Here is a 22,762-nt window from a genome sequence, read left to right as displayed (position 1 = left end):
CACACAATGCGCGGACACCGGGCCTGCACCGAGGTATCCGCCATGTCTCTCCGTTATATCGCGAGCACCGCGTTGTTTGTTGCCGCGGCATGGGGGCTGAGTGCTTTTGCTCAGGACACACCACCGGGCGCAGTGCAGCCCAAGCGCACCATTCTCGATCAGCACGATCAGAGCGGCGTGCCGGGGAAGGAGATCGTGATCGGTACGGCGGAGTTGCCCGCTGGCACGGTGATCGGCTGGCATGTGCACGAGGGCGACGAATCGGGTTATGTGCTGAAGGGCAACCTGATACTGAAGACGCGTGGCCAGCCCGACCGTGTGCTCAAGGCTGGCGATCACTTCTTCAATCCGCGCGGCGCCGTGCACAGCCTTGCCGCCGCACCGGGCGGCGACGGCGGGGTGGCGCTGTCCACCTGGATCGTCGACAAGGGCAAGCCGTTGGCCGAGCCGGTGAAGTAACACCGTCCGCTCCCACTGCACAACAAAAGCCCGCTCCTCAGGACTGTCTAAGACAGACCTAAGTAAACCGCCTGCGCGCATCACCCTCATGCAACAGAACTGTCAAACGGCAACCCCACGCTAGTGCGCTGAATCCAGCCACCAGACACCTCGCCATGTCCCTTGCTTCCAGCCGGCGCGCACCCGCGTCGTTCCTTGCCTTGCGCCCGATTTCCCACGCCATTGGCCTGGCCATGCTGGCGGGCCTGTGCCTGAGCATGCCGGTGCACGCCACCGACACCGACGCCACCAGCGCGCCGGCCGCCGATGCATCACCCTCGCCCTCGCGCGCCAACCCCAACGCCCTCAAGCCGGCCAAGGAGCTGGAGGAAGTCGAAGTACGCGCGAATGCCGACACCTCGGCACTCACGCAGGCGCCGACGCAGGCTGACCTCACCATTACCCAGCCGCAGTCGGTCATCGGCCTGGACTGGATCAGCAACCACGTCGCGCCCACCGCCGACTACGCCACCATCGCCGCGATCGCGCCAAGCGTGACCAATGTGAACCCCGCCGGCCCAGGCCTCGGCGAGTCGAAGCAGCTGACCCTGCGTGGCTTCAACGACAACCAGTACAACGTTACCTATGACGGCATTCCGTTCGGTGACACCAACGACTTCAGTCATCACACCAGCAGCTACTTCCCGGCCAAGATGCTGGGCCAGCTCGTGATCGATCGCGGCCCCGGCAATGCCAGCACCATCGGCGAGGCCACCTTCGGCGGTACGGTGGCGCTGAGCTCGAAGGACCCGACCGACAGCTTCTCGTTCATTCCGACGCAGAGTTTCGGCAGCTACAGCACCTCGCTGACTCACCTGGAAGTGAACTCCGGCAAGCTCAACGATCTGGGCGGCGGCAAATTCATTGCCAGCGCGCAGTACATGAGCACCGACACCGCCAAGACCAACGGCGACATGTCGCGCAAGACCGGCTACATCAAGTACGTGCAGCCGATCGGCGAGAGCACCGAACTCACCTTCCTCAGCAACTACAACTACATCCGCTTCAACAATCCCAATCTGAGTTCGCTGACCGAAGACCAGATTCAGCAGCTGGACCGCAATTTCGGGCTCAATAACGACCCCACCAGCACCAACTGCGCCTGCTACAACTACCAGACCAAGGAAACCGACCTGGAATACCTCGGCGTGCATAGCCTGCTGTCGGACACCTGGTCGGTGGACAACAAGGTCTATACCTACGCGTACGACAACACCAGCCATGAAAGCCCCTATGTGGGCACCAAGGTCTCGAAGACCAACATGGGTGGCTTTGTGAAGATCAACAACTATCGCGCGTGGGGCGATGTGCTTGCCCTGGTGCATGCGGACGACCACGGTCAGTTCCGTACCGGTGGCTGGTACGAGTACACCGACAATAACCGCAGCAGCGTGGCCATCGACTATGGCCGCGACGGCGCCATCGATGTGAAGCCGGGCGCATCCACCTTTGGCACATTCAACAGCAAGGGCGTGTACAGCGGTCCGTACAAGTACACGATGACGGATCAACTGCACACCGGTCAGCTCTACGCCGAATACGAGTGGTACGCCTATGACGGCCTCAGCGTCACGCCGGGCGTGAAGTACTTCCACGTGACGCGTGACATTCAGGCGCCGATCAACCAGGGCACCAAGACGCCGCTCTACTACAGCCAGACCTGGGACAAGTCGCTGGGGTACCTCACCGCCAACTATCTGCTGCGTGAGGACTGGAGCATCTACGCTACCGCCGCGCAGGGTTTTCTCACGCCCAACCTCAACCAGTTCTACGTGCCGGACCCGACGGCCAACAACACGCATCCTACGCAGACCATGAACTACCAGTTCGGCACGGTCTACAAGACCGAGCGCTTCAACGCAGACGCCGACGTGTATTTCATCAACTACAAGAACTACCAGTTCTCCACCACCGTGCCGGGTACGACCGATCCGGTGTACTACCTGGCCAAGGGCGCGTACATCAAAGGCATCGAAGGCGAGGCGACCTATTACATCGGCGGCGGTGCCAGTGCGTTCGTCAACGGCTCGCTGCAAGACGCGACCTTCAAGGGTTCCAACCTCGACATGCCCAACGTGCCAAATCGCACGGCGGCCATCGGCATGATGTACGAGAACAGCGGCTTCTTCGCCTCGCTGTATGACAAGTATTCGGGCGGCCAGAAGGCGTACAACTCCACCTTCAATCCGGATATCGCCTCCTCAGTGACGTCCACTGTCAGCACCCCGGGCTACTGGCAGGCGGCCATGAGCGTGGGCTACGGCCAGAACCTCACCGGCTCGGTGATCAAGAGCTACAAGCTGCGTCTGCAGGTGGACAACCTGTTCGATGCGCACAACCTGGTGATCAACTCGGTGAGCGGTAACGTGGGTTCGTACTACGTGTTGCCGGGCCGCAGCTGGTTCGCTTCTGTGTCGCTGGGCCTGTGATGGGTGGGGATGTACTGATGAAGAAGCCCCTCGCCATTGCCCTCGTGTTGATGACGCCGCTGCTCGGTGTCACTGCCAACGCACACGCTTCCGGCAGCTACCTGAGCGATACGCAGGTCAACACCGTCATGGCCGCACTGCCCGCGCCCAGTGCGCCGGGCAGCGCGGAGGATCTCGCTGATCGCGCCGCGACGGATCGCGCCTTTGCCGAGCGCTCCGCAGCGGACTTCAATCAGGCCAAACAGGAAGACGACTTCGACGCGTTCGCCTTCGCGCCGGTGATCGGCGTGGACTTTCGCGCCGAAAAGTTGCCGCACGTAGCCGCGCTGTTCAAGGAAGCCGAGACCGAGACCAAGGATGCCGTAGACCTTTCCAAGAACCATTGGAAGCGCCCGCGCCCCTGCCCACCCGCCTCCGCATGCGCACTGCACCCAGAGAAAGCCGCCAAGAAGAGTTTCGGTTATCCCAGCGGCCATGCCAGCCGTGCCGCCGTCGACGCGATCCTGCTGGCGCAGCTGTTTCCGCAGGATGCCGACGCACTGATGCAGCACGCCCGCGATATCGGCTGGCGCCGCGTGGTGAAGGGCGTGCACACCCTGCAGGACATCTACGCAGGGCGTGAATTCGGCCAGGCGCTGGCCATCGACATGCTGGCCTCGCCAGCCATGCAGCACGATCTGGCGGCGGCGCGCGAGGAACTGCGCGCGGCCGGTTTGGCTCCCAAGTCCCCTTAATCTCTTTGGAGCACGCCCAAGGATGGGCACTTTTTTCCCCGGACCGTAACAGAACGGCAAGACAATCGACGGACGACGCGGCAGGCAACATCGCCTGCCGCATCCGTCACAGGGGGCAAGGTGCACATCATTCTGGTGGAAGACGATCTGGAGCTTGGCGCGGCGATCCAGCGTGCGCTCGATCGTCTGTCGTACACAGTGACGTGGCTCACCGATGGCACGGATGCGGTAGCCGCCATGCGCGAAGAAAACGCGGATCTGGTGCTGCTGGATCTGGGCCTGCCCGGCAAGGACGGACTCGACGTGCTGACGGAAGCACGCCGCGACAACATTCGCACACCTGTTCTCATCCTCACCGCTCGCGACGCTGTACAGGCGCGCGTGCATGGCCTGGATGCGGGCGCCGACGACTACCTCACCAAACCCTTCCATCTCGATGAACTTGGCGCGCGCATTCGCTCGCTGACGCGTCGCATGCAAGGCCTTGCCGCCAACCGTATCGAAGCCGGCGCACTATGTCTGGATCTGGCCACGCTGGAGGTCACCTTCCACGGCAACAAGGTGGACCTCACCCGGCGCGAACTCACACTGCTGCAGACACTGATGGAACGCGCGGGCCGCCTGGTCCGTCGCGACACCCTGGAAAGCTCGCTCTACGGCAGTGAAAAAGTCGTCACCGACGGCGCGCTGGACGTACTGGTGCATTCGCTGCGCCGCAAGCTGAGCTTCGACACCATTCAAAACGTGCGCGCTTTCGGCTACATGATCCCGCGAGATCCGCGGTGAAACTCAACAGCCTGCGCGGCCGGCTGCGTTGGATGATCATCGCGCTGCTGGTGCTGTTCCTGCTTCCGCTGGCGATCTACAGCTTTATCCGCACCAGCGCCCAGATGGCGGTGGTGTCTGACGCCCGGCTGGCTGAAGCGGCGCACACTATCGCCACGCTGATCCAGCATGCAGGCATCCAGACATTCGAAGAGCACAAGGGCATGCTCGTGCCCGTGCAAAAGAAAAGTGTCCTGGAGGCCTTGGGCGAAGTCGCCACGCATGAGTCGGAAGTGGGCTTTCAGGTGTTCGATCGCCACGGCAAGCTGGTGATCGGCACGGTCAACCTGGTCACGCTTCCGGCCACGCCGGACGATCGATCGGCCTACCACGACCTGAAGAAGCAGCACCACGTGTGGCGCACCTTCAATTACGTGGACCCCAACAGCGGTTACATCATCCGCGTTGCCGATCGCTATGACAGCCGCGAGGAAATCGTCAATACACTGTGGCTCGATCACGGTCTGCCTTTCATGCTCGGTCTGCCCGTGCTCGCGTTATTGGTGGGCTGGGCCGTAGCGCGCGGACTGCGCCCGTTGGCAGACCTGACCACGGCCTTGTCGGTGCGTGAACCCGGCAGCCGCGAGCGCATCACGCTTCCCGATGCACCGAAGGAACTCCGCCCGGTGCTCTCCGCACTCAACGATCAGCTGGTTCGTCAGGAGGATGCGCTGGAGCGCGAACGCCGCTTCAGCGCTGATGTAGCGCACGAGCTGCGCACGCCACTGGCGTCGATCATGCTCAACCTCGAAAGCGCCATGGCCACCGCTGATCTCGACGAGATTCAGGACAGCCTCGCCGGCGCACAAAACAGCGTCGGCACGCTGGCCAGGCGCATCGAACAACTGCTTTCGCTGGCCAAGCTCGAGGCGGGCGCCGCATCGAGCCGGCCAGCCAGTGTCGATCTGGTGACGCTGGCCGATGGCGTCGTGCACGAACTGACGCCCGCCATCCAACGACGTGGCGTGGATCTCGCATTTACCCGAGAGCACGCCTCCGTCTTGGTAAAGGGCTACGAACCGGCGCTGGCTGCACTGCTGCGCAATCTGCTGGAAAACTCGCTGCGCTATGTACCCGCGGGCGGCGCCATTCAACTGTCGATCGCCCAGAGCACGCAGGAGGCCACGCTGGAAGTGATTGATGATGGCCCCGGTATTCCGGCGGAAAGACGCCAGGCCGTGTTTGCCCGCTTCCATCGCGAAGCGGGCACGCGCGGTGAAGGCTATGGCCTGGGTCTTTCCATCGTGGCACGCGCCGCCGGCCTGCACCGCGCATCGATCGAACTGCTCGATGCGCCGTCAGGTCGCGGCTTGCGGGTGCGCGTTTCCATACCGCTGCTTTGTCTTTAGCGGTGCCAACCGATCCCATGACCGCTTGAAAATCGCCGCATCACTTCAGCGCTTGATCTCGTTCTTGTCCACCTCGCCACCCTTCATCACAAAGGCGACGTGCTGAAGCTGAGTGATATCGCTCAGCGGATTGTCATTCACCGCGACGAGATCGGCGTAGTAGCCCGGAGCAACCGCGCCGATTTTGCCTTTCATATCGAGCAGATCAGCCGCGTTGACAGTAGCGGCCTGAATGGCCTGCATCGGGGTCATGCCCCATTGCGTCATGGTGGCAAACTGCTTGCCGTTCCAGCCATGCGGATAAACACCCGCGTCGGTGCCGAAGGCCATCTTTTCGCCGGCCTTGACTGCGCGCTGGAAGTTCTCGCGCTGCAGCCGGCCCACCAACTTCTCCTTCTCGACGGTGCTCGCCGGGAAACCCTTTTTGGCGTACTCGCTGAGAATGTAATCGTCGTTGTAAACGTCGAAGTCGAGATAGGTGCCGCGCTGCTTGGCGAGCTTGAGGCCTTCATCATCGATCAGGCTGCTGTGCTCGACCGAGTCGACACCCGCACGAATAGCCATCTTGATGGCTTCCGCACCGTGTGCGTGCGCGGCCACTTTCTTGCCCCAGCGATGCGCTTCATCGACGAGCGCGTTCATTTCTTCCTGCGAGTACTGCGGTGCGCCCACCGAGGTCTCTGCGCTGAGCACGCCCGCACTCGCCATGAACTTGATCACGTCAGCGCCGTTCTTCACGTTCTCGCGCACACGATGCCTAATGGCATCCACGCCGTCGGCGACGCCCGTGGTGCCGTGAAACTCGATCAGGGGCGAGAAGCCCGTGGTGCCGTCGGCGTGGCCGCCGGTCGCGCCCAGCGGCGGCCCCGACACGAACATGCGCGGACCGGGCACATCGCCGCGATTGATCGCGTCGCGCAATGACACGTCAACGTAATCGTCAGCGCCGAGGTTGCGCACGGTGGTAAAGCCTGCGTCCAATGTACGCTTCGCATACACGGGCGAAACGATTGCGGCATCGATGGAACCGCGCTTGAGCACGGCTTCGTAGTAATCACCCTTTACCGCACTCGGGTCACCCGTCAGATGCACGTGGCAATCGATCAGGCCAGGCAGCAGCGTGGCGCCGCCCAGGTCGATCACGTTCGCACCGGCCGGCACTTGTCCGTCGTACCGCACCTCGGTGATCCGTTCGCCATCGATGATCACCAGCGGGTTGTCGCGCACCGTGCCCGTCTGCACATCGACCAGATGGGCCGCGCGGACAGCGACGCGCGCAGGCGCGGGAGCATCGTCAGCCAAGGCAGCAGCAACGGAACCGGATGACAAAGCCATGGCGGCAAAAAGAGGCAGCAAACGCATGCAGCGGGATCTCCGTGGGCAGTAAGCGGGCGGAACGACGGGGGAGCGCCCGTCGTCGCGCCCTGCGCCACGATCCTGCGATATCCCCCGTTGTTCACCCTACAGTAAACAACGGGGTATCGCTCGTCAGGATGCCTTAGCGGCCTTGACACGCTTGCGGCGGCGAAGCATCCAGCGCACCGCCAGCACCAACATGATCAACAGAACCACGGCAGCCGCTGCCATACCCTGCAGTACGCGCGTCTGGCTGTACATGACGAACATGCCACTCTGGCCGTAGAAGCCGTTGTAGTTGGCAAGCTCCGCCGGCAAGTTCATCAGGTCGTCCTTGCTGAGCGGAAGCGGCCGCTCATCGGGATGCACGCTGGAACCCATCTCCTGCAGATCATTGTGACGATTGAGCTCCACGTGGCCGCCCAGCACGTACGTGACCGGGCGCGTACGCAGAAAGTCCGCGAGGCGCTTGGCGCTGGCGCGATCCGCATTGGCGTCATCAATGATCAGCCGGCCCGGCAGGAAGAAGTCGCCGGTGAAGGCAAGCCCGGTGTTGCGGTCGTAGTAAGACACGTGCGAAGGGTAATGGCCGGGCGTGGGAATGACGTCCACGATGCGGCCACCGAGATCCACCTCGGCTACACCATCGGGCCACTGTTGGAATCCGAAGTACGCCTTCACGTGATCCAGATCGGCTCCCACGATCTGCACGTTGGGCATCGACGCAAACTGGGCGTCGCCTTCGCGGTGATCCAGATGCCCATGCGTATGCACAATGATCAGCGGCATCTTTGCGCCCTGCACGTTCGGCAGCAGCGACATGACCGTCGAAGCCAGCGGCACCTTCTGCGCTTGCGCAACGTCACCGGTATCGATCAGCAAAGCTTTCGCCTCGCCGATCAGCAAGTACATGAAAGGCGCTTCGTAGGTGGTGCAGAGATTCTCGCGAAGCACATAGGTACTGTCGTTGTAACGATGCACCTGCAACGGGCGAGGCGCTTCGTTGCTGCAGTCCGCTTTGCCGGCATCCCATTGCACATCCATGGTGCCGGTAGCCGTCTGAGCGAAGACAGGTAGCGCAAGCATGGCGCTGAAAGCCAACAACACGCATAGAACGCGTTTCATCACTGCCCCTCAATGATTGGGATTGGCTGGCCAGAGATCGGCGCAGGACAGGCCTGTGAAAACTTGCGAAGGCACCGCAGACGGACCCGATCACGGGATGATGGAGTCCGTAGCTTACGATCAGGTTGCGGACGTATGGATGGCCGCTACGTTCTGGCCACCCATGCGTTCACGAACCCGGGTGATAGACCCGCTCGGTATGCCCCTTGAGATCGTCCGGCCAGAAGTACACGGCCCGCAGGTTGCCGGTGGTGTAGCGCTCGGCTTCGTCGTTGAAGTGTGGCGAGTCGGTGTGGCCGCTTTCGCCACCGGCGGTGATGGCGCGTGCACGCACCTTGTCGCCGAACTCCACCACAGCGACAAAGCTGTTGCCACTGGTGCCGTAGTAACGCCGGGTGCCGGGCCAGCGATGCGCGCCAAACGATGCCAGCGAACCCCAGCGCGATGAGGTGAACGGCACGGGGATACTCGGCTTGGCATCATCGAATGGCTGCACGATGGCGGCATTGATGCGCTGATAGCGATTCACTTCACCCCATGGCACGCCCCAGCTGCCGAAATCCTTCTCCAGCCGGTCGGATGCTTCGGCCAATGCTTCGAGCCGGGCTTTCGGGCCAGCCCGCTCAGCCATGATGTCGTAGACGGAAAGGCTTTCGGAGACATCCGACTTGTCCACCTTGTCCCACAGAATGTCGCCCCAGAACACGGCAAGCGACGTGGGCATGGAGGCTATGCCCCAGCGATAGTCCCAGCTGCGCAAAAGGGCAATCTGTCCCGCGAGTTTCTTCTTCAGCGGGTCATGCGCCGGCAGCGCATCGTAATCCGCAACCAGTATCGGTATCTGCCGCGCAAACGCCGGCAGGTACGAATCAAAGGCTGCCGTGATCAACGATGCAAGGGTGAAGTCGTGCTTGTCGCTGAGCACCATCGTGGCGTGGAGTCCACGTGGATTCTCGCCCACGCTATCCATGTAACGCGGATAGTTTTCACGCTTGGGGCTGGATGCACCAGCGGCGGAGTACGGCCAGTTGTTGGTGTTCATGATCCAGCCGTTGGCCGGATTCAGCAGATGGGGCGCCGCATCCAGCGGCAGCAGACCATGCCAATCGGTGGCCGGATCGCTGCCATCGACGGGCTTGGTGTAATCGAAGCGGTTGTCGCGCGCGGGGATGAATTGCGGATGCAGATAGGCGATCTCGCCCTTGTCGTCCGCGAAGATGGTGTTGTTCGAGGAGTTGGCCTTGAGCTCGGCGATCTTCATGAAGCTGGCGAAGTCCGTAGCCTTGGTGCGCAGCCAGCTTTGCTCCAGCGCTTCCATGGGCTTGTTCATCAGCGCAGTCGCAATCCACTTGCCGCTTTCCTCGCGCACGATGGGACCGTGATGGGTGGCGTAGGTGGTGAACGCGCGCTCGCCCATCGAGCCATCCGTCTTCCGATAGGCGATGGTGATCGGCCTGACGGTGACCGGACGAACGTCCTTGCCGTAGCGATAACCGAGCTTGCCGCCATCGCGCACGGTAGTTTCGGCAAACTCATCCACTACGTCGGCCGTGGTGGAGGTGTGCATGAACCCGATGTGCTTGTTGAAGCCCTGATAGACAAAGAACTGGCCCCAGGTCACCGCGCCATACACATCCAGCCCGGCATCGCTGCTCATCTGCAGTTCGGAACGGAAGAAGAACGAAGTATGTGGATTGATCAGCAACAACGCGTGGCCGTCAGCCGAGAGCTTCGGCGCAATGGCCATGCCGTTGGAACCGGTGGGTTCCACCCAGCTCGACGGCGTGTCGACGAAAGCCACCGTATCGGCGGGCTTGCCATAGAACGCCTGCAACGCCTTCAGCGATACGCGCTCGATGTCGCCACCGATGCTGCCCTCGCTGAAACTCAACGCCATCCACGGCTCGAAGTGCGTAATGACGCGCGGATGCACGTCCGGATGCATCGCGAGGTAATAGTTGAGGCCATCCGCCCACGCGTCCATCAGATCGCGCAGCCAGGACGGGCTCTTGGCGTAGATGCGCTTCAGCTCAACCGGATCGATCCACAACTGCTGGCGAAGGTCGGACCAGATCGCCTTCTCGCCTTCGGCTTTGGCCAGCCAGCCCAGCGAATTGAGGTAGTTGGTCTCGACGCGATTGAAGTCGTCTTCGGCCTGCGTATAAGCCATGCCGAACACTGCGTCGGCATCGGTCTTGCCGTGCACGTGGGCGATGCCCCAGTCGTCGCGGGTGATGGTGACGGCCTTGGCTTCGGCATGCCAGCGCGCAAGGCCCGCATGGGCGTCATCGGCGCGGGCTTGCACGCACCATGCGCCGGCCACAAGCACGGCCATGCCACAGGCCAGGACAGTTTTCCGCATGCAGGCTTTCCTTCCTCTCCCCAGATACAAGGCCAGACTATAGGAACCTGCGCGCCCAGCTGAACCGGGTCAGTGGTCATGGTTTGCCCTTCGCAGCTTCCTGCGATGGCGCAAAGCGGGGGGCGGTACAATAGAGCGATGAGTACTCCCGAACATTCCCCCCTCGGCAAGACCACGGCCTACGCCGACCGCTACGACCCCAGCTTGCTGTTTCCGATACCGCGCACGGCCAAGCGCGAAGAGATCGGCGTATCCCAGCCGCTGCCGTTCCACGGCGTGGATATCTGGAATGCCTACGAGCTTTCCTGGCTGGATGCGCGTGGCAAGCCGGTGGTAGCACTGGCGGAATTCCGCGTGCCGGCCACGTCGCCGAACATCATCGAGTCGAAGTCGTTCAAGCTTTACCTCAACGGCTTCTCGCAGGAGCGCATGGCCGACGCGGCGACGCTCATAGCCACGCTCGAGCGCGATCTCTCCGCTGCCGCCGGCGCACCGGTGGACGTGCTGCTGAGCGATGCCCGCGCCCAGGGACATGCCGTGGTGGACCTCGGAGGTCTGCTGATCGACGACCAGGCGCTGGATATCGACGATTACGGCCCGCCACGCGCGGATTACCTGCATGCGGACACCGCGCAACCCGTCATCGAACAAGCGCTGGTGTCGAACCTGCTGCGCTCCAACTGCCCGGTGACAGGGCAACCCGACTGGGGCAGCGTGCAGATCCAGTATCGCGGCGCTCCCATCGATCAGGCCGGGCTGCTGCGTTATCTGGTGTCGTTCCGCAATCACAATGAATTTCACGAGCAGTGTGTGGAACGCATTTTTGTGGATGTCATGCAGCGCTGCCGCCCCGAACATCTCAGCGTCTACGCGCGCTACACCCGGCGCGGCGGCCTGGACATCAACCCCTACCGCAGCACGGGCACCGGCGCGCCGGACAATCCGCGCGGGGCACGCCAGTAAAAACGCCCCTTTTGCCTGTGTGAAGGCGGTGTTGAAGAAAGCCGCTGGTAATCAGCGCTTCAGTCCAGAAGGACTAGCCTGTATGGGTTGGGGCACCCGGCTGCAGCGGTATCGCCGGGTGCATGTTCCGCCACCAGCCACGGGGTCAGTCATGAACATTCAGGCACGCAACACCGCTTTGTACTGCGCGACCCTCGCCGGCCTGCTGATGCTCACCGCGTGCGGCAAGCAAGAACCGGCGTCCAGCACGACGCCGGCCACGCCTGCCGCCAGTGCACCGGCTCCGGCCGCGCCAGCGCCCGCCGCGACGGCTCCTGCCAAGAGCGAGCCGGCGCCTGCCACAACGGCACCGGCGCCTGCCAGCACATCGGGCAAGTCGACCAGCCTCACGCCCGCCAGCACCATCCGCGTCGCGACAGTCACCATCGGCAGTCAGGTCGACAGCGCCAATGCCATCAGCAAGGAACAGCGCCACTTTGCACCTGAGGACAAGGCCATCTACGCCAGCGTCGCCACCACCGGCAACACTGACAACGCCACGTTGAACGCCAAGTGGACGTATGTAGACGGCAAGGAGGAGACCTTCAGCAGCACCAGCGAGTCGATCGCCACCAATGGGCCGGCCATCACAACGTTCAGCGTGCAGAACCCGAACCCGTGGCCCAAGGGCAAGTACAAGGTCGTCATTACCCTCAACGGCCAGACGGTTGCCACTGAAGGTTTCGATGTGCGTAGCTGAAGCCGCACGCTGAATCCCGTTGACGAAAAAGGCGCCTCGCGGCGCCTTTTTCGTATCGGATGATCGGCTATTCGTTTACAGCGCGCGCTTCCAGCGGTACATGCGTACACCGGCAACCAACTGCAGCACACCGTAAACCAATGCCGCCGCGCCGATCCAGATCGCCACGGTCAACAGCCCCGCTGCGGGGTACGCCGCAAACAACACGCCCAACAGAATCGCCAACACGCCACTCAGCGCAATCATCCACTCGCCCGTGATTTCCTTGCGCACGCGTATCGCAAACACGATGCGGTACACACCCGCCACCATCAGCCAGGCGGCAAGGAAGATCAGCAACACATTGAGCACCGCTACCGGATGCATGATGGCGAGCACGCCAAACACGATGGATGCGAGCGCATACAGCACCAGCCAGCCGCGGGACACCGCCACCTGACGCTGAAACAAGGCAAACAGGCTGATGACCCCTTCAGCCACGGCCATCAGCCCGAACGCCCAGGCCAAAGCCACGATCGTACTGCCCGGCCAGAACAATGCGCTGATGCCGAACAGTATCGAGATGATGCCGTAGAACATCAGCAGCCAACCCGTACGACTGACCCCGCGTTGCAGAATAGAACTCATGTCGCGCCCCTCCGTCATGTTGAGTAATGGGCCGGCATCGGCCCTTGGCCAGTAGACCGTCTCGAGAAAGACACTGCTGTCCGCCGCTTACCTCGGGCCACGTCAGCCTGTCGCTCTCCCCTTCGAGACGCCATCGACGCATCTTCCATGTCGACGAAATGCGAACGCCGTATCAGGCGCTGCCATACGGCGATGAACCGCTTCCACCACAGTCAACGTCATGGGCACACGCACTTAACTCGTGCATTGTTCGAATCGGTCCCTGCAATGCGCATTGCATACCGCCCATATGCGAGGACACATCATGAATCAAGACACTATCCAAGGTCAGTGGAAGCAGCTCAGCGGTCAGATCAAACAGCACTGGGGCAAACTCACCGACGACGATCTGAGAGTGGCTCAGGGCAACTCCGAGTACCTCTCGGGCAAACTACAAGAGCGTTATGGCATGGCGCGTGACGAGGCCGATAAGCAAGTCAAAGCCTTTGAGAAAGAGATTCGTCACCACTAATCCGCATCAACCAACGTTTGCGCCCTCCCCCTCTTTGGGGGAGGGCCTGTGTCAATCATCTGCGCAGTAGAGTTCAAACAGCTTGGCCATGAGCGCATGCACTCGCTCGTCGGCAATGCCGTAGTAGATCGACTGCCCCTCGCGGCGGCCGGCCACCAACCCATCGCGGCGTAGCAAGGACAGATGCTGGGATACCACGCTCTGCGCCAGCTCCAGCGCCTCAGCCAGCTCGTTCACCGAGCGCTCGCCGTCCAGCAACTGACACAACAGCATCAGGCGGTTGGGGCTGCCGAGGGCCTTGAGCGCAGATACCGCCTCGTCGGCATGGCGTTGCATGGCCTCCATGCTGATGGCGGGTTTGCGGCTGCGCGACGGGACGGATTTGGCGGAACGATTCATGGCGCCGGCGCCCTCAGAAAGCGTCGAGTGGAATCTTGAGATAGCGCACGCCGTTATCCTCTGCCGGCGGCAGACCGCCACGCATGTTGACCTGCACCGAGGGAAGCAGCAGGCGTGGTACCGACAACGTCGCATCGCGCGCCGTGCGCATGTTTACAAACGCATCTTCGTCGACACCGTCATGCACATGAATGTTCGCGCGGCGCTCCTCACCCACCGTGGTTTCGTGAGCGTAGGTATCGCGACCTGCCGTCTTGTAATCGTGACAGAGGAAGATGCGCGTTGACTCTGGCAAGGCAAAGATGCGGTGGATGGAGCGATAAAGCGCACGTGCATCGCCGCCAGGGAAATCGCAGCGTGCGGTGCCGTAGTCGGGCATGAACAGGGTATCGCCGACAAAAGCGGCATCACCGATGACATGGGTCATGCAGGCCGGCGTATGTCCCGGCGTGTGCATCGCCACGGCTTCGATAGAGCCCAGGACGTAGCGCTCGCCATCCTTGAACAGATGATCGAACTGGCTGCCATCGACGCTGAATCCGTCGTTGGCGTTGAACAACTTGCCAAAGGTTTCCTGCACCGCGCGAATGTGCTCGCCAATGGCGAGCTTGCCGCCCAGACGCGATTGCACATAAGGCGACGCCGAGAGGTGATCGGCATGCACGTGCGTATCGATCACCCACTCCACCGTCAGGCCTTTCGCCTCGACGAAATTGACGATGTCATCAGCCGATGCATGATTTGTGCGGCCTGACGCGGCATCGTAGTCGAGCACGCTATCGATCACCGCCGCCTTCTGCGTGACCGGATCCCACACGACATAGCTGAACGTGTTGGTCGGCTCGTCGAAAAAGGTTTGTACGTCAGGACGATTCATCGTTCACATCTCACGTCGTGGGTTTGGCGGGCGCTGGCAACCTGGCGGCAAGCCACCAACCCAGCACCATCGTGGCGACCAGCGTTGCGACCGGCACCAGCCCGCTACCGAGCGATGCCAGAGCCGGGCCCGGGCAGTAACCCGCGATACCCCAGCCGATACCGAACAAGGCTGCGCCCAGCACGAGGCGGCTGTCGATCTGCCGTGTGGCCGGTAGCCTGAACTCCGATTCGAACCAGGGGCGCGCCCGGCCCCACACCCAGCGGTACCCGATCGCCGTGGTGAGGACGGCGCCCGCCATCACGAACAGCAAGCGTGGATTCCAGTTCCCGAAGATATCGAGAAAGCCGAGGACCACCGCCGGCTGCGTCATACCGCCAAGACTCAGGCCAAGGCCGAACAACAGGCCCGCAAGACATGCCATACCGAGTTTCATACGCCCGAACCTCCCAGCAGATGACGCATCACGAATACCGTGGCGACACCCACCACCATGAACACCATCGTCGCCGTCAACGAACGCGGTGAAAGCCGCGCCATGCCGCAGACACCATGACCGCTGGTGCAACCACCGCCCAGGCGCGTGCCAAAGCCCACCAGCAAGCCCGCTGCAGCCATCCACGGCAGGGACACCTGCGGCGCCCCGATACCGCTTTCGCCGCGCAACAGCAGCAACAGCAGCGGCCCGGCAATCAACCCCACCATAAATGCCACGCGCCAGCCGCGATCGCTCGCGCCGGCTACCAGCCCGCTGGCGATACCGCTGATGCCGGCGATGCGGCCCAGCGTGCCCATCAGCAGCACGGCCGACAGGCCGATCAACACACCGCCGATGGCGGAGAGTACCCACGGGTGCATACGGTTACTCCGTTATATGCATATATTCGATATTTCTAATATATGTCGCCAACGGCTGGATTTCAAATCCGGCCATGCAGACCGGATGTCGCGCCTTCAGGGTCAAGCGCCTGGCACGGCCCCGCCTGCCGCTGCGGGCATGTTAGCCAACCGGGCGTGGAGGAAAGGCGATACGAAAGCGGCCCGGGAACGGGCTGGAAACGTCGCAGGGAGATGGCGCGCCCGGAGGGATTCGAACCCCCGACCAATGGCTTCGGAAGCCACTACTCTATCCGGCTGAGCTACGGGCGCATGGACGTTGGCGCGTGTGATGAACCGGGGTTCGGCACACGGCGGACGCGCAGTATAGCGGAGTTGGGGGCGGGAGCCCATGCGCCCCGTGAACCCCACTTCTCCCTCTCCCCTCCGGGGAGAGGGCTGGGGTGAGGGGTCAATCTTGCGATACGGCTTGATCAGGCCAGGCCCTGTAGAGGCACCTCCGCGAGCACCCGCCCCTCACCCTACCCTCTCCCCAGAGGGGAGAGGGAATGAGTCGCGCGCTACCTATCAACGCGCCTTGAGCAACTCCGACAGCCGATCCGGCTTGCCCGCCACACGCTCCAGGTGCGGATACTTCAGGCCATCGTGGTAATCGATGCGCAGCGTCTTGTACTCATCGAAGTTCTTTACCAGCAATTCAACCGGCTGGCTCTTGTCCTTCGCCGCCGCAGTCACGGCGTCCTTGATGGCATCGCTGGAGTACTCCTTGCCATTCACCGCAATCACCTTCATGCCCGGTGACAGGCCGGCCTTGAACGCCGGGCCATCCCACAGCACGTCGGCGATGTCGCCGCCCTTGCCCATCGACAGGCCCAGCGAATAGGTGAGGTTGGCGCCGCCGTAACGCGTTTCCACCGCCTTGCTGACTTCCGACGGCTTGTCGTTGTAGACCAGCTTCCAGCCGTTAGCCTCGAAGCCGCCGATGAGCGGACCATGACCATCGAGGCGCTCGCGCAGGTACGGCGCCCAGTCGAACGGCGCGATGTCGTTGAGCGCCTTCACCACATCTTCGAAGGTGTAGGGATTGACGTCCCACTTGCCGTTCTCCATACCGAAAAACGACCTGGCGAAGTCGTCGATGGAGCGCTTGTTGCCGCTGAGATCGCGCAGCTTGCTGTCCACTTCCAGCCAGATCATCTGACCGCCGGAGTAGTAGTCCTCGCTCAGCTGGTAGTTGCGATACGGCAACGGGCGGCGCATCGCGATGATTGGATCGTTGGTGGTGTCCTGGATGTTGCGCCACTGCGCCAGGCCCGGACGGCCCTTGTCGTACGTGGCCGCCACGTTGGCCAGCATGTCGAGCGCCTGATCCTGCTTCCACAGGCCCGAACGCGCCGCCATCACATAACCCCAGAACTGGGTCTGGCCCTCGTACACCCACAGCAGGCTGTTCTGCATGGGCACATTGAAGTTCGGCGTGGCCAGATCCGCGCCACGGCGATATTTGCCATCCCACGAGTGGTTGAACTCGTGCGACAACAAGTCGCGCACGATTACGTTCTTATCCCACTCGGTGAAATAGCCGGTACCCACGCCATTCTCGCTGGAACGGTGATGCTCCAGGCCGTTACCCGACATCTTTTCGCTCAGCGAGAACAGGAAGTCGTAGTGATCGTAGTGATGCGCGCCGTACAGCTTGTACATCTGCTGCACCAGGTTTTGATGCACCTTCAGCTGCTCTGGCTTGATCTCCAGGTACTTCGCATCATCCGCCACGATATTGAGGAACACGGGCGCCTTCGCACCCGGATCGAGATCCACGCGCTTGAAGTACTTGCCGGCGTAGATCGGCGAATCAACCAGATTGGCGTAGTCGATCGGCTTGAAGCGCACCGTGTCGCCGTCGCGCGAAACCATCTCAAGTGCGCTGCCGTACTGCCAGCCAGCCGGCAGGGTCACGCTGGTTTCGGCCTTGATTTGACGGGCGAAATAGCCCGCCGGGTACAGCGACACCAGATTCCACTGCAGGTTGAGCATTTCCGGCGTCATCACCACGCGGCCCTGACGCGTGTCCTGCGGCGAGAGGAACTGGAACTCTACTTCCACGCTGCTCGCGCCTTCCGGCACGTCGATGTGGAAGGCATACACGTTGAGCGGGTCGCGCGTCCACGCCAGCGCTTTGCCGTTCGCCTTCACCACCAGTCCGGCCATCTTGTCGATCGCGCCCGTCGGCGAATGATTGCCCGGCAGCCACTGGGGATACAGCAGCGTCAGCGGGCCCGGCTGCGCCGGCACCGTCTCGCGCACGCGGAACACGCGATGGGCGATATCCGTGGCGTCCACCTGAATTTTCAGCGTGCCATCAAACGGTGTGTCTTTCGGTGCGGGCACGTCTGCGAGCGCAGCAAAGCTGCACAATCCGAGGCCGGAAGCGAGAATGGCGGATGCGAGACGCGAGACTTTCAAGAGGTTCTCCTACAGGTTCCGTAGCCGTGCAAAAGCGTTGCTGCACGACAGATGAACCTTTGATGCTAGTGCGCGTTGACACATCTCACACCCTGCCATTGGTCATGGAAGTGTCTGAACCTCGCCCATCCCGCGGAACCCGCAAACGGTTTTACGCGCGTTAAAAACCCGTATCCTTTTATGACCGCGATCCCCACGCGGACCGACGCGACCTTCCCCCTTAGTCGTCGCGACGGAACACAAAAAGAGATGGAGCACTCCATGAATAAGACTTTCATTGCGGCCGCTTTGGCCGTCGCCGCTGTTGCGCCCTTCGCCGCCAAGGCCGACGAGAGCAATCAGCTCGACAACTTCTTCGTTGCCGGCAACCTCGGCCAGAGCAACTACCGCATTGGCGGCATCTCCGATAAGAGCGACCGTTTCTACAACCTGCGCTTCGGCTGGCGCTGGAACGGCATCGTCGGTGCCGAAGTTGGCTACGCCGACCTTGGCAAGGCCAAGAACGACAGCGACTTCGTCAGCGCCTGGGCCAAGCCGCGCGTTGCGCAGCTCGGCGTGACCGCCAAGTACAACTTCTACAACAACTGGTACGTCACCGGTCACGGCGGCTACCTGCGTTCGCGCACCACTGCCGGCGTCACCGTGGGCAATGCGTCCGTGTCGGAAAAGAGCTGGAACAACGGCTGGTATGCCGGTGCCGGCGTGGGCTACGACGTGACCAAGAACGTCAGCCTGGCGCTGAACTACGACAACTACCACGTCAAGTACGGCCGCGCTGGTTCCAGCGAGTCGCAGGACAACACCAACATCTCTGCGTACTCCGCTTCGGTGGAATACCGCTTCTAAGCAAAGCGTTTGGTGCAGCAACACAAAACGGCCGCGCAAGCGGCCGTTTTTTTGTCTGCATATGGGATCTCCTGTGGGAGCGCCTGCCTCGACCAAAAAAAAGGCCGCTTTCGCGGCCTTTTTTGTTACCTGGCAGATCTCAACTTACGACTGCTTCTCAAGCTTGCTGTTGCGCATGCCGTAGCTGAAGTAGATCACCAGACCCAGGCTCACCCAGATCAGGAACACCTTCCAGGTGATGGCCGGCAGCTCCGACAGAAGCCAGATGGAGAAGCCGATGCCGATCAGCGGAATCAGCGGCACCATCGGCGTGCGGAACGAGCGATGCAGATCCGGCTTGCGCTTGCGCAGAATGATCACCGAGCTGCAGATCACGATGAAGGCCGAAAGCACGCCAATGTTTACCAGCTTGGCGACTTCCTCGATGGGCAGTAGCCCAGCCACCAGCGCAGTAAACAGGCCCAGTGCGACGGTCGGGCGGTGCGGCGTACCGTAGCGCGGGTGCACGTGAGCAAACCAACCTGGCAACAGGCCATCGCGCGCGAGCGCAAACCAAATGCGCGTCGCACCCAGCATGAAGGCAAACAGCACGCTGATCAGGCCGAACACTGCCGAAATCGAAACGGTGACTGCCACCCATTTCAGGCCCAGGCCCTTGAAGGCATCGGCCACGGGTGCGTCAGTGTTGAGCGTGGCGTAGTGCGCGATGCCCGTCAGCACCAGCGACACCGCCAGATACATCACCATCGAAATCGCCAGCGACAGCAGCACTGCGCGAGGCAGATCGCGCTGGGGATTCTTCGACTCTTCGGCAGCGGTGGTCAGCGTGTCATATCCGAACACGGCGAAGAACACCACCGCAGCCGCCGTGGCCACACCCTGGAAACCAAAGTGGCCTACGCCATCCGGCCCCATCACACGTGCGGGAATAAACGGCACCCAATTCGAAGGATTCACGTAGAACACGCCCACACCGATCACCAGCGCCACCGCGGCCACCTTGATCGCCACCACCACCGTGTTGAAGCGTGCGCCCCATTCGGTGCGGAAGATCAGCAAGGCCGATACGCCCAGCGTCACCAGTGCGGCGATGACGTTGAACACGTGACCCTCGCCGGTGCCGATAGCACCCTTCGCCCACACGGGTATATCCAACCCCATGCTGGCAAGCGCGGATTGCACATAGCCAGACCAGCCGATGGCGACCACGGCGACGATCAATGCGTATTCCAGCAGAAGATCCCAGCCGATCAGCCACGCCGCCAGTTCGCCCAGCACCGCATAGCCATAGGTGTAGGCGCTGCCAGTGACCGGGATCAACCCGGCGAACTCGGCATAGCACAAGGCCGCCGCTGCGCTGGCAATGCCTGCAATCAGGAAGGAAATGGCAACCGCGGGACCGGCATTCATCGCCGCCTGCTGGCCCGCCAGCACAAACACGCCAACGCCGATAATGCCGCCGATGCCGATGGCGGTGAGCTGCCACAACCCGAGCACGCGCCGGAAATCACCCCGTTTGCCGGCCTCGGCCTGAAGCAGCTCCACAGGCTTGTGGCGCACCAACTTATTCAAGACACCCATCAGCTCATCCCCGGGAATTGAGCCGCGATCATAGCGAATGCCCCCGCCCCTGCCACGCTGCAGCTGCGCGGTAGGGCCCTGCCTTACCCGGGAATCGGCTTGCCCGTACCCGCATGGCCGGCCGTAGAAACGGCCAGCCAGCCCATCACCAGCGCGCTCAGCGCGGGGATCGCCACCAGCGCGCCAACCGCACTGGCGGGCAACTGCGGCACACCAAACCAGCCTCCGGTGAGCAGCGGAATCGCCGCCGTCGCCATCAGCCGCGCCAGCTCCAGGCCCACGCCGATGCGGCGGCCCTCGGTCAGCGCCCCCAGGGCGGTCAGGCTCAAGACCAGAAATACCGCATAACCGGTCAGCGACCACGCGGGCAGATGCTTGGCCAGATCCAGAAACTGCACCGCCATGCCGAGCAGCAGGGCGAACTGCACCAGGCTGTACAGGATGAGCCCTCGCGACAGCGGTGGCTGGTAACGATCACGCTGGATGTCGAATTCAGCCTTGGGAAAACGCGCGGCCACATCGGCCGGCCGCCAGCCCGGCGGCTTGAACCACACCAGCAGCTTGTCGCGCCAGCGGCGTGCATGCCAGGCATCCTTGAACGTCGCCCAGTACACCTCGGCGTTGGCCCACAGCGGATTCCAGCTGCGCAACGGCGAGCGCGTACCGTAGATCGGCGGATCAGTGTCGTCTTCCTCCACGAAGGTGCCGAACAGGCGGTCCCACACGATCAGGATACCGCCATAGTTGCGGTCCAGATATTTGTCGTTCACCGCGTGATGCGCGCGATGGTTCGATGGCGAACAGAACACGCGATCGAACCAGCCCAGCCGCCCCACCAGTTCGGTATGCACCCAGAACTGATAAAGCAGATCGATCAGTGCCACCACCACGAACACTTCCAGCGGGTAACCGATCACCGCCATCGGCAGATAGAACAGCCAGCCGAGCAGCACGCCGCTGCCGGTCTGGCGCAGCGCCGTCGACAGGTTGTAATCCTCGCTCTGGTGATGCACCACGTGCGCCGCCCACAGCAGATTCACTTCGTGGCCCGCGCGGTGCAGCCAGTAGTAGCAAAGGTCGTAGAACAGCAGGCCGGTGATCCACACCCACACGCTGTTTGCCGGCAGCGAGAAGATGGCGAAGTGCGTGACGCACCACGCGTAGATGCCCAGCGTCAGCAGCTTGCTGAAGACGGCGACGATCTGCGAGATCACGCCCAGACCCAGACTGTTGATGGCATCGGTGCTGTGGTACACGGTGCGCCCGCGCAGCTTTGCCACCAGTAGTTCCAGCGCGATCAGCGCAAAGAACACCGGCGTAGCCCAGGTGATGATGATTTCCTGCGTATTCATGCTGCCTGGCCACTCCGTTGAACCGACCGCGCCAGACACCACAGCGCGGCGTAATACGTCGCCAGCACCCACAGCGCCGACAACGGAAGGGCGACGCGGAACCGGTTCCAGGCCAACAGTGTATCGCTGAGCATGAACAGCAGCGCGCCCGTCATGGCCCATTGCGAGGATCGGGTCAGCGCGTCGGCCGCATGCCGCCGCGCCCGCACCACCGCCTGACCGCCCATGCCGGCCAAGACCAGCACATAGACCACCACCGGCGCGTACAGCGCCGCCGGCAACGAAGGCCACAGCGCCCAGAGGTTCAATGCGCCGTAGGCCACGCACGCCAGCATGCCCAAGGGGCGCTCGGCAAACCGGCTGTCATCCAGAAAGGCCTTGATAAAGCAGGCGTGGGCGATCAGAAACGCGACCAGCCCAGGCACGAAGGCGTCCTGCGGCAACATCAGAAACACGTCGCCCGCCAGCGAAAACAGCATGCCCACCACCATCCAGCGCCGGTAGCGCGGGGAAACCGGCGGCTCGGCACGCAAGGTCATCCCGAGGATCAGCAGCGTCGTCAGCGGCTTGCACACCCAATGCAGCCAATGCCAGCCATCCGTCGTCCCTGTGGCGCCGAGACTCGCGCCAGCGATCGCACCGACTGCCAGAACAGCTATTGCTACATCACTCCACAGCGGCGAGGGCAACCTCGCGGCAGCGTTTGAAACAGCCATGCATGGAATCCCCGCGACATCGATCCGCTCGATGGTATCGCCAACCTTTGTTTTTGCCTGTCGCAGCGCAAAAAAAACCCTCTCCCGTTCGCGGGAGAGGGTTTGCAAGAAGCGGGGGCGCCGGCGGGACAGCGCCTCCTCTTCGACCTTTCTCACTCGGGAGAAAGGCA

The 22,762-nt window shown here is 62.4% G+C and carries 21 protein-coding genes and 1 tRNA gene; 9 read left to right on the top strand and 13 right to left on the bottom strand.

Annotation, left to right across the window (positions count from 1 at the left end; translation table 11 throughout):
- Positions 1 to 42 precede the first annotated feature (42 nt).
- The 5 genes from OQE56_RS19260 (at position 43) to OQE56_RS19240 (ending at position 5,835) form a co-directional block, all read left to right on the top strand.
- Positions 43 to 459 (top strand): cupin domain-containing protein, encoded by a 417-nt coding sequence (locus tag OQE56_RS19260; RefSeq protein ID WP_267226580.1) that lies wholly within the window; start codon positions 43 to 45, stop codon positions 457 to 459.
- Between the two features lie 155 nt (positions 460 to 614).
- Positions 615 to 2,927, top strand: coding sequence for a TonB-dependent receptor (locus tag OQE56_RS19255; protein WP_267226578.1), 2,313 nt, complete (start codon positions 615 to 617; stop codon positions 2,925 to 2,927).
- A 17-nt stretch (positions 2,928 to 2,944) separates the two neighbouring features.
- A complete protein-coding gene (locus OQE56_RS19250) occupies positions 2,945 to 3,661 on the top strand; it encodes a phosphatase PAP2 family protein (protein WP_267226577.1) in 717 nt (238 codons plus the stop codon).
- A 120-nt stretch (positions 3,662 to 3,781) separates the two neighbouring features.
- Positions 3,782 to 4,447: a response regulator gene (locus OQE56_RS19245; RefSeq protein ID WP_267226575.1), complete on the top strand. Its 666-nt coding sequence runs from the start codon at positions 3,782 to 3,784 to the stop codon at positions 4,445 to 4,447.
- Positions 4,444 to 5,835: a sensor histidine kinase gene (locus OQE56_RS19240; protein WP_267226574.1), complete on the top strand. Its 1,392-nt coding sequence runs from the start codon at positions 4,444 to 4,446 to the stop codon at positions 5,833 to 5,835. Before OQE56_RS19245 ends, OQE56_RS19240 begins: the two co-directional genes overlap by 4 nt.
- A gap of 45 nt (positions 5,836 to 5,880) precedes the next feature.
- On the opposite strand, the gene OQE56_RS19235 is transcribed toward OQE56_RS19240, so the two are convergent.
- The 3 genes from OQE56_RS19235 to OQE56_RS19225 all read right to left on the bottom strand — a co-directional run bounded on the left by OQE56_RS19235 (position 5,881) and on the right by OQE56_RS19225 (position 10,678).
- Positions 5,881 to 7,197 (bottom strand): Xaa-Pro dipeptidase, encoded by a 1,317-nt coding sequence (locus OQE56_RS19235; protein ID WP_267226572.1) that lies wholly within the window; start codon positions 7,195 to 7,197, stop codon positions 5,881 to 5,883.
- A 126-nt stretch (positions 7,198 to 7,323) separates the two neighbouring features.
- Positions 7,324 to 8,316 carry an MBL fold metallo-hydrolase gene (locus tag OQE56_RS19230; RefSeq protein ID WP_267226570.1) on the bottom strand — a complete coding sequence of 331 codons (993 nt, stop codon included), beginning with the start codon at positions 8,314 to 8,316 and terminating at the stop codon, positions 7,324 to 7,326.
- Positions 8,317 to 8,485: 169 nt separating this feature from the next.
- Positions 8,486 to 10,678, bottom strand: coding sequence for a penicillin acylase family protein (locus OQE56_RS19225; RefSeq protein ID WP_267226568.1), 2,193 nt, complete (start codon positions 10,676 to 10,678; stop codon positions 8,486 to 8,488).
- A gap of 138 nt (positions 10,679 to 10,816) precedes the next feature.
- On the opposite strand from OQE56_RS19225, the gene queF reads away from it, so the two are divergent.
- A complete protein-coding gene (queF, locus tag OQE56_RS19220; RefSeq protein WP_267226567.1) occupies positions 10,817 to 11,641 on the top strand; it encodes an NADPH-dependent 7-cyano-7-deazaguanine reductase QueF in 825 nt (274 codons plus the stop codon).
- A 151-nt stretch (positions 11,642 to 11,792) separates the two neighbouring features.
- The gene (locus OQE56_RS19215) at positions 11,793 to 12,380 is read left to right on the top strand and encodes a hypothetical protein (RefSeq protein WP_267226565.1); all 588 of its coding nucleotides are present in this window, start codon (positions 11,793 to 11,795) and stop codon (positions 12,378 to 12,380) included.
- 75 nt (positions 12,381 to 12,455) lie between these two features.
- Here the strand turns inward: OQE56_RS19215 and OQE56_RS19210 are convergent, their stop codons facing one another.
- Complete coding sequence (locus tag OQE56_RS19210; RefSeq protein WP_267226563.1) at positions 12,456 to 13,007, bottom strand: HdeD family acid-resistance protein; 552 nt, start codon at positions 13,005 to 13,007, stop codon at positions 12,456 to 12,458.
- A 304-nt stretch (positions 13,008 to 13,311) separates the two neighbouring features.
- Here OQE56_RS19210 and OQE56_RS19205 point away from each other — a divergent pair, with 304 nt between their 5' ends.
- Positions 13,312 to 13,518, top strand: a complete 207-nt coding sequence (locus OQE56_RS19205) for a CsbD family protein (protein WP_267226561.1) — start codon at positions 13,312 to 13,314, stop codon at positions 13,516 to 13,518.
- A gap of 51 nt (positions 13,519 to 13,569) precedes the next feature.
- Here the strand turns inward: OQE56_RS19205 and OQE56_RS19200 are convergent, their stop codons facing one another.
- The 6 genes from OQE56_RS19200 to OQE56_RS19175 all read right to left on the bottom strand — a co-directional run bounded on the left by OQE56_RS19200 (position 13,570) and on the right by OQE56_RS19175 (position 18,097).
- Positions 13,570 to 13,917 carry an ArsR/SmtB family transcription factor gene (locus OQE56_RS19200; protein WP_267226559.1) on the bottom strand — a complete coding sequence of 116 codons (348 nt, stop codon included), beginning with the start codon at positions 13,915 to 13,917 and terminating at the stop codon, positions 13,570 to 13,572.
- 13 nt (positions 13,918 to 13,930) lie between these two features.
- The gene (locus OQE56_RS19195; RefSeq protein ID WP_267226557.1) at positions 13,931 to 14,794 is read right to left on the bottom strand and encodes an MBL fold metallo-hydrolase; all 864 of its coding nucleotides are present in this window, start codon (positions 14,792 to 14,794) and stop codon (positions 13,931 to 13,933) included.
- A 10-nt stretch (positions 14,795 to 14,804) separates the two neighbouring features.
- The gene (locus OQE56_RS19190) at positions 14,805 to 15,218 is read right to left on the bottom strand and encodes a DUF6691 family protein (protein ID WP_267226556.1); all 414 of its coding nucleotides are present in this window, start codon (positions 15,216 to 15,218) and stop codon (positions 14,805 to 14,807) included.
- A gap of 8 nt (positions 15,219 to 15,226) precedes the next feature.
- Entirely contained in the window at positions 15,227 to 15,652 is a 426-nt protein-coding gene (locus OQE56_RS19185) for a YeeE/YedE family protein (RefSeq protein WP_267226554.1), read from the bottom strand.
- Positions 15,653 to 15,866: 214 nt separating this feature from the next.
- A tRNA-Arg gene (locus OQE56_RS19180) sits at positions 15,867 to 15,943 on the bottom strand.
- A gap of 255 nt (positions 15,944 to 16,198) precedes the next feature.
- Positions 16,199 to 18,097 (bottom strand): M61 family metallopeptidase, encoded by a 1,899-nt coding sequence (locus OQE56_RS19175; RefSeq protein WP_425601648.1) that lies wholly within the window; start codon positions 18,095 to 18,097, stop codon positions 16,199 to 16,201.
- Positions 18,098 to 18,358: 261 nt separating this feature from the next.
- Here OQE56_RS19175 and OQE56_RS19170 point away from each other — a divergent pair, with 261 nt between their 5' ends.
- Complete coding sequence (locus OQE56_RS19170; protein WP_267226552.1) at positions 18,359 to 18,943, top strand: outer membrane protein; 585 nt, start codon at positions 18,359 to 18,361, stop codon at positions 18,941 to 18,943.
- Between the two features lie 144 nt (positions 18,944 to 19,087).
- On the opposite strand, the gene OQE56_RS19165 is transcribed toward OQE56_RS19170, so the two are convergent.
- The 3 genes from OQE56_RS19165 to OQE56_RS19155 all read right to left on the bottom strand — a co-directional run bounded on the left by OQE56_RS19165 (position 19,088) and on the right by OQE56_RS19155 (position 22,748).
- Positions 19,088 to 20,524 carry an amino acid permease gene (locus OQE56_RS19165; RefSeq protein ID WP_267226550.1) on the bottom strand — a complete coding sequence of 479 codons (1,437 nt, stop codon included), beginning with the start codon at positions 20,522 to 20,524 and terminating at the stop codon, positions 19,088 to 19,090.
- Positions 20,525 to 20,607: 83 nt separating this feature from the next.
- Entirely contained in the window at positions 20,608 to 21,876 is a 1,269-nt protein-coding gene (locus OQE56_RS19160) for a sterol desaturase family protein (RefSeq protein WP_267226549.1), read from the bottom strand.
- The gene (locus OQE56_RS19155) at positions 21,873 to 22,748 is read right to left on the bottom strand and encodes a lysoplasmalogenase (RefSeq protein WP_323748599.1); all 876 of its coding nucleotides are present in this window, start codon (positions 22,746 to 22,748) and stop codon (positions 21,873 to 21,875) included. The genes OQE56_RS19160 and OQE56_RS19155 overlap by 4 nt, the downstream gene beginning before the upstream one ends.
- Positions 22,749 to 22,762: the final 14 nt, after the last annotated feature.

The organism is Dyella silvae (assembly GCF_026421305.1).
GTDB classification, from domain to species: Bacteria; Pseudomonadota; Gammaproteobacteria; order Xanthomonadales; family Rhodanobacteraceae; genus Dyella; species Dyella silvae.
Note: the sequence above shows the minus strand (reverse complement) of the source record. Positions and strands in the feature narration are given on the sequence as shown.

Bases quoted from the DNA above. Each gene is read 5' to 3' on its own strand.
- OQE56_RS19260 (WP_267226580.1), top strand. From the start codon at position 43: ATGTCTCTCCGTTATATCGCGAGCACCGCGTTGTTTGTTGCCGCGGCA.
- OQE56_RS19255 (WP_267226578.1), top strand. From the start codon at position 615: ATGTCCCTTGCTTCCAGCCGGCGCGCACCCGCGTCGTTCCTTGCCTTG.
- OQE56_RS19250 (WP_267226577.1), top strand. From the start codon at position 2,945: ATGAAGAAGCCCCTCGCCATTGCCCTCGTGTTGATGACGCCGCTGCTC.
- OQE56_RS19235 (WP_267226572.1), bottom strand. From the start codon at position 7,197: ATGCGTTTGCTGCCTCTTTTTGCCGCCATGGCTTTGTCATCCGGTTCC.
- OQE56_RS19230 (WP_267226570.1), bottom strand. From the start codon at position 8,316: ATGAAACGCGTTCTATGCGTGTTGTTGGCTTTCAGCGCCATGCTTGCG.
- OQE56_RS19225 (WP_267226568.1), bottom strand. From the start codon at position 10,678: ATGCGGAAAACTGTCCTGGCCTGTGGCATGGCCGTGCTTGTGGCCGGC.
- queF (WP_267226567.1), top strand. From the start codon at position 10,817: ATGAGTACTCCCGAACATTCCCCCCTCGGCAAGACCACGGCCTACGCC.
- OQE56_RS19215 (WP_267226565.1), top strand. From the start codon at position 11,793: ATGAACATTCAGGCACGCAACACCGCTTTGTACTGCGCGACCCTCGCC.
- OQE56_RS19210 (WP_267226563.1), bottom strand. From the start codon at position 13,007: ATGAGTTCTATTCTGCAACGCGGGGTCAGTCGTACGGGTTGGCTGCTG.
- OQE56_RS19205 (WP_267226561.1), top strand. From the start codon at position 13,312: ATGAATCAAGACACTATCCAAGGTCAGTGGAAGCAGCTCAGCGGTCAG.
- OQE56_RS19200 (WP_267226559.1), bottom strand. From the start codon at position 13,917: ATGAATCGTTCCGCCAAATCCGTCCCGTCGCGCAGCCGCAAACCCGCC.
- OQE56_RS19195 (WP_267226557.1), bottom strand. From the start codon at position 14,794: ATGAATCGTCCTGACGTACAAACCTTTTTCGACGAGCCGACCAACACG.
- OQE56_RS19190 (WP_267226556.1), bottom strand. From the start codon at position 15,218: ATGGCATGTCTTGCGGGCCTGTTGTTCGGCCTTGGCCTGAGTCTTGGC.
- OQE56_RS19185 (WP_267226554.1), bottom strand. From the start codon at position 15,652: ATGCACCCGTGGGTACTCTCCGCCATCGGCGGTGTGTTGATCGGCCTG.
- OQE56_RS19170 (WP_267226552.1), top strand. From the start codon at position 18,359: ATGAATAAGACTTTCATTGCGGCCGCTTTGGCCGTCGCCGCTGTTGCG.
- OQE56_RS19165 (WP_267226550.1), bottom strand. From the start codon at position 20,524: ATGGGTGTCTTGAATAAGTTGGTGCGCCACAAGCCTGTGGAGCTGCTT.
- OQE56_RS19160 (WP_267226549.1), bottom strand. From the start codon at position 21,876: ATGAATACGCAGGAAATCATCATCACCTGGGCTACGCCGGTGTTCTTT.